Genomic DNA, 5,304 nt, shown 5'->3' on the forward strand with positions numbered 1-5,304 from the left:
CGGCCTCCGCCTCCTCCGGGCCGGCCGCCGCGTTCAGCGCCGCGGCCGCCGCCTCCGCTCGCGCCAAAGCCTCGGCGCCCGCCCCGGCCCCCGGTCCGCTCCCCGAGAGCGCCGTCGACGCCGTGCGCGCCGGGTACGCGTTCACCGGCCCGGCCCTCGAGCTCGGCGCCCTCGTCAACGGCGACGCGCGGATCGACGTGCCCGTCCGCATCCCGCTCGGCATGCTCAACCGGCACGGCCTCGTCGTCGGCGCGACCGGCACCGGCAAGACGAAGACGCTGCAGGTCCTCGCCGAGCAGCTCTCGGCCCACGGCGTCCCCGTCTTCGCTGCGGACATCAAGGGCGACCTCTCCGGCCTCGCCACTCCGGGCACCGCGACCGACGCGCTGCTCGCCCGCACCCGCGGCATCGGTCAGGACTGGCGGGCGGAGGCGGCCCCCTCCGAGTACTTCGCGCTCGGCGGCATCGGCACCGGCGTCCCCGTCCGCGCCACCGTGACGGGATTCGGCGCGCTGCTGCTCGCGAAGGTGCTCGGCCTCAACCACACGCAGGAGTCGAGCCTCGGTCTCGTCTTCCACTACGCCGAGAGCGCCGGTCTCCCGCTCGTCGACCTGTCCGACCTCCGCGCCGTGCTCACCTACCTCGTCGGCGACGAGGGCAAGGCGGAGCTCGCCGAGCTCGGCGGGCTGTCCAAGGCGACCGCCGGCGTGATCCTCCGCGAGCTGATCGCGTTCGCCGACCAGGGCGCCGACGTGTTCTTCGGCGAGCCCGAGATCGACACGGCCGAGTTCCTCCGCCTCGCCGCCGACGGTCGCGGCGTCGTCAGCCTCCTCGAGGTCCCCGGAGTCGCCGACCGACCGGCTCTGTTCTCCACCTTCCTGATGTGGCTGCTCGCCGACCTCTTCAACGACCTGCCGGAGGTCGGCGACCTCGACAAGCCGAATCTGGTGTTCTTCTTCGACGAGGCGCACCTGCTCTTCCACGACGCGTCGAAGGACTTCCTCGCCGCGATCACCCAGACCGTGCGCCTCATCCGCTCCAAGGGCGTCGGCATCGTCTTCGTCACGCAGACCCCGAAGGATGTGCCGGGCGACGTCCTCGCCCAGCTCGGCTCCCGCGTGCAGCACCAGCTCCGCGCGCACACGCCGGACGACGCCAAGGCCCTCCGCGCCACCGTCTCGACCTACCCCGAGAGCGACTACGACCTCGGTGAGGTCCTCCAGGCGCTCCCCATCGGCGAGGCGATCGTGACGGTCATGAACGAGCGCGGCGCCCCGACCCCGGTCGCCTGGACGCGTCTCCGCGCCCCGCTCGGCTCGATGAAGCCCACCCCCGAGGCCGACCGCGAGGCGAGCGTCCAGAGGTCCCCGCTCCTCGCGCGCTACGGCACGCCCCTCGACCGCGACTCCGCCCGCGAGATCCTCACTCGCCGGCTCGACGCCGCCGCCGACGCCGAGGAGGCCCGCGCCGCCGCCGAGCAGCAGGCCGCCGACGACGCCCGCCGCGCCAAGGAGGACGCGCGTCGCGCCAAGGAGGAGACCGCGGACGCCGCCCGCCGCGCGAAGGAGCGGGCCGCCGCCGAGCGCGCCGCCGACCAGGCCGCCGAGCGCTCCCGACGGCGCACGGCACCGACCTCCCGCGGGACCCGCACCGCCCGCCGCGACAAGACGGTCGTCGAGGAGGTGCTGGGCTCGAGCGCCGGCAGGACCCTGCTGCGCGAGGTGGTCCGCGGGATCTTCGGGACCGCCCGACGGCGCTGAGGCGGCCCGGGCCGGTCCGGGAGACGAGGCGCTAACGGGAACGTGTTAGCGTCGGTAGCATGAGTGAGAGCGGGACGACGCGGGAGCGGATCCTCCGAGCGACGGTCGAGCTGCTGGCGGACGGCGGGCGGGACGCGGTGTCGACGCGGGCGATCAGCGCGGCGGCGGGGGTCCAGGCCCCCACGATCTACCGGACGTTCGGCGACCTGCGCGGGCTGCTCGACTCGGCCGCCGCAGCCGGATTCGCCACGGCCCTCGCCGACTTCGAGCGGAGCGAGGCGCCGGCCGACCCGGTCGACGCGCTCCGTGCCGCCTGGGATCACCACGTCGCCTTCGGACTCGCCGAACCGCACCTCTACGCGCTGATGTTCACCGCACGGCCGGGGGAGGAGTCGGAGGCGGCGCGCCTGTCCCGGGGCGTCCTCCTCGACGCGGTCCGGGCCGTCGCCGAAGCCGGCCGCCTCGCCGTCGACGTCGAGCGTGCCTCCCGCCTGCTCCAGTCGGCCGCGCTCGGCTGCACCCTCACGCTGACCGCCCTCGCCGACCCCGACGACGAGCTCTCGTCCCGCTCGCGCGAGTCCGTCCTCGCGGCGATCACCACAGCGGAGGCGGGCCCCACCGATCCCGCCGCCCGTGCGGTCGTCGCGCACGCCGTCGCCCTGCGGACCGCGCTGCCGCAGATCGAGCCCCTCAGCGCGGGGGAGCGGCTCCTGCTCGACGAATGGCTCGAGCGCATCGCCGACTGACGGTCGGCGTCGCCGGAGGGTCCGTATCGCCGCCCTGTCGTCCGCGATGTCGTAATACGGATGGCGACGGGCACGATCCGGGACCGGCACCTACGGTCGGATCATGTCGCGATCCATAGCCGAACTCTTCTTCCGCCCCGTCTGCGCCGCCTGCTCGGCCCCGCTCGTCGCCCGTCGTGGCGCGTTCTGCTCCGACTCCTGCGCGCGGACGAACCACCTCTACGGCTGATCCCGCGCCCGGCACGCGCCGGACGATCGGCGGCCCTTGCTCGGCGCGACGTCGTCGTGCACCGGCGGCGCGAACCCGGCGATGCTTGAGTGGGCCGCTCCGATCGACGCCTTCACCGGTCGACCGGGCTCCGACGATCGGCCGCACCGGTTAAACAAAACGGTGCCCGTGCTGGCGAGAGCAACGGACACCGTTCGCGGAGGATGGGGGATTCGAACCCCCGAGGGCTTTCACCCAACACGCTTTCCAAGCGTGCGCCATAGGCCACTAGGCGAATCCTCCTGGCACGACCTGAGCCGCGACTCATCGATACTAGCCGGTGTCGGAGGCTCCCGCTGACCACGACCCCGACACGCCCCGCTCTCCTCGGCCGCCGTCGTCGGTTAGACTGTCACCCGGCTCCCCGCGTGGCGCCATCCAGGCCAACTCCCCCAGGGCGGAAACGCAGCAAGGGTAACCGGGCTCTGGCGGGTGCGCGGGGGGTCTTCTTCCGTTAACCGGCCCGCCTGCTCCGCCGATGGACCGCCGCACAGCCGCTACGAGGCCCTACCGACTGCGGACGCTCCTTCACTGCCGCGCGCCATGCACGCCCTCCCATCCCTGGCCTCTACTCAGCCAGGCGGAGGGACCCCCTCGGTAGGCTGGATCCGATGGTTCAGAGCATCTACATCTCGTCCGCCGAAGGTCATTCGGGCAAGTCCACGGTCGCCCTCGGCGTCCTCGATGCGCTCAGCAGCCAGGTGCAGCGGGTCGGCGTCTTCCGCCCGATCGCCCGCTCCACCTCCGAGCCGGACTACGTGCTCGAGATGCTGCTCGGCCACTCCGACTCGGGCCTCGCCTACGAGGACTGCATCGGCGTCACCTACGAGGACGTCCACGCCGACGGCGAGGCGGCGCTCTCGCGGATCGTCGAGCGCTACAAGGGCGTCGAGGCCCGGTGCGACGCCGTCGTCATCCTCGGCTCCGACTACACGGACGTCGGCAGCCCCACCGAGCTCGGCTACAACGCCCGCATCGCCGCCAACCTCGGTGCCCCGGTCCTGCTCGTCCTCACCGGCCGGGACTCGTCCCGCAGCGAGCAGCTGGGCCAGGCTCCCGCGCGCACGCCGGAGGAGATGCGCCAGATCACGGAGCTCGCCTCGGTCGAGCTGCGCACGGCCCACGCGAGCCTCATCGGAGTGATCGCGAACCGCGCCGATCCCGACACCGCCGCCGACGCCGTCGCCGCGATCCGCGAGAGCATCCCCGCCACCGTCCCGGTCTGGGCGATCCGCGAGGATCCGTTCCTCGTCGCTCCGAGCCTGTCCCGCCTGGTCGAGGCGGTCGACGGCGTCGTCGTCGCGGGCGATCCGGAGCTGCTCGGCCGCGAGGCGCTCGGCGTGGTGATCGCCGGCATGTCGATGGTGAACGTCCTGCCGCGGCTCACCGAGGGCGGCGTCGTGATCGTCCCCGGCGACCGGCCCGAGGTCGTCCTCGCCGTGATCATGGCGTACGCCTCCGGCACGTTCCCCACGGTCACCGGCATCATCCTCAACGGCGGCTTCGAGCTGCCGGAGCCGATCGTCCGGCTGATCGAGGGCGTCGACAGCCGCGTGCCGATCGTGATGACCGAGCTCGGCACCTACGACACCGCCGTCCGCGTCACCGCGGCCCGCGGCCGCCTGGCGGCCGACTCCCCGCGCAAGCGCGACACCTCCCTCGCCCTTTTCCAGGAGGCGGTCGACGCGGTCGAGCTGCTCACCCTCCTCGACGTCGGCCGGTCCGAGGTCGTCACGCCGCTGATGTTCGAGTACGGGCTGATCGAGCGCGCGCGCATCGCCGACCGCCACATCGTCCTGCCCGAGGGCGGCGACGACCGGATCCTCCGTGCCGCCGCGACCGTGCTCAAGCGCGGCATCGCCCGGCTCACGATCCTCGGCGAGGAGGCCGAGATCCGCGCCCGTGCGGCGGGCCTCGGCCTCGACCTCGACGGCGCGCGCGTGCTGAGCACCCTCGACCCCGAGCACCGCGCGCGCTTCGCCGAGGAGTACGCCCGCATCCGCGCGCACAAGGGCATCACCTACGACCACGCCTACGACACCGTCACGGACGTCTCCTACTTCGGCACGATGATGGTGCAGCTCGGCCTGGCCGACGGGATGGTCTCGGGAGCCGCGCACACGACCGCGCACACCATCCGCCCCGGCTTCGAGATCATCAAGACGAGCCCGGGCGTCTCCGTCGTCTCGAGCGTGTTCCTGATGGCGCTCGCCGACCGCGTGCTGGTCTACGGCGACTGCGCGGTGAACCCCGACCCCACCGAGGCGCAGCTCGCCGACATCGCGATCTCGTCCGCCGAGACCGCCCAGCAGTTCGGGATCGACCCCCGCATCGCGATGCTCTCCTACTCCACCGGCGAGAGCGGAGCCGGCGCCGACGTCGAGAAGGTCCGCGCGGCGACGGCTCTGGTGCGCGAGCGCCGGCCCGACCTGCTCGTCGAGGGCCCGATCCAGTACGACGCGGCGGCCGACGCGGCGGTCGCGGCCTCGAAGATGCCCGGCTCCCAGGTCGCCGGGCGCGCGACGGTGTT

4 protein-coding genes, 1 tRNA gene and 1 other RNA gene are annotated in these 5,304 nt (G+C 73.2%); 5 read left to right on the top strand and 1 reads right to left on the bottom strand.

Features of this window, described 5'->3' with window-relative positions; genetic code table 11:
- The 3 genes from C5C36_RS17095 to C5C36_RS18170 form a co-directional block, all read left to right on the top strand.
- A partial coding sequence (locus C5C36_RS17095) for a DUF853 domain-containing protein (protein WP_258072330.1) occupies positions 1 to 1,760 on the top strand: 1,760 nt, incomplete at its 5' end.
- A gap of 59 nt (positions 1,761 to 1,819) precedes the next feature.
- The gene (locus tag C5C36_RS17100; protein ID WP_104310105.1) at positions 1,820 to 2,506 is read left to right on the top strand and encodes a TetR/AcrR family transcriptional regulator; all 687 of its coding nucleotides are present in this window, start codon (positions 1,820 to 1,822) and stop codon (positions 2,504 to 2,506) included.
- Positions 2,507 to 2,609: 103 nt separating this feature from the next.
- Positions 2,610 to 2,735 carry a hypothetical protein gene (locus C5C36_RS18170; protein ID WP_258060618.1) on the top strand — a complete coding sequence of 42 codons (126 nt, stop codon included), beginning with the start codon at positions 2,610 to 2,612 and terminating at the stop codon, positions 2,733 to 2,735.
- A gap of 197 nt (positions 2,736 to 2,932) precedes the next feature.
- Here C5C36_RS18170 and C5C36_RS17105 read toward each other — a convergent pair.
- Positions 2,933 to 3,017: transfer RNA gene (locus tag C5C36_RS17105), tRNA-Ser, on the bottom strand.
- 112 nt (positions 3,018 to 3,129) lie between these two features.
- Here C5C36_RS17105 and ffs point away from each other — a divergent pair.
- An RNA gene (ffs, locus tag C5C36_RS17110) (signal recognition particle sRNA small type) lies at positions 3,130 to 3,226 on the top strand.
- Between the two features lie 159 nt (positions 3,227 to 3,385).
- The coding region (gene pta / locus C5C36_RS17115) for a phosphate acetyltransferase (protein ID WP_104273938.1) at positions 3,386 to 5,304 on the top strand (1,919 nt) is incomplete at its 3' end.

Source organism: Rathayibacter sp. AY1G1 (assembly GCF_002932095.1).
Taxonomy (GTDB): Bacteria; Actinomycetota; Actinomycetes; order Actinomycetales; family Microbacteriaceae; genus Rathayibacter.

What these genes read in the sequence shown, in the direction of transcription:
- C5C36_RS17100 (WP_104310105.1), top strand. Translation starts at nt 1,820, where the DNA reads ATGAGTGAGAGCGGGACGACGCGGGAGCGGATCCTCCGAGCGACGGTC.
- C5C36_RS18170 (WP_258060618.1), top strand. Translation starts at nt 2,610, where the DNA reads ATGTCGCGATCCATAGCCGAACTCTTCTTCCGCCCCGTCTGCGCCGCC.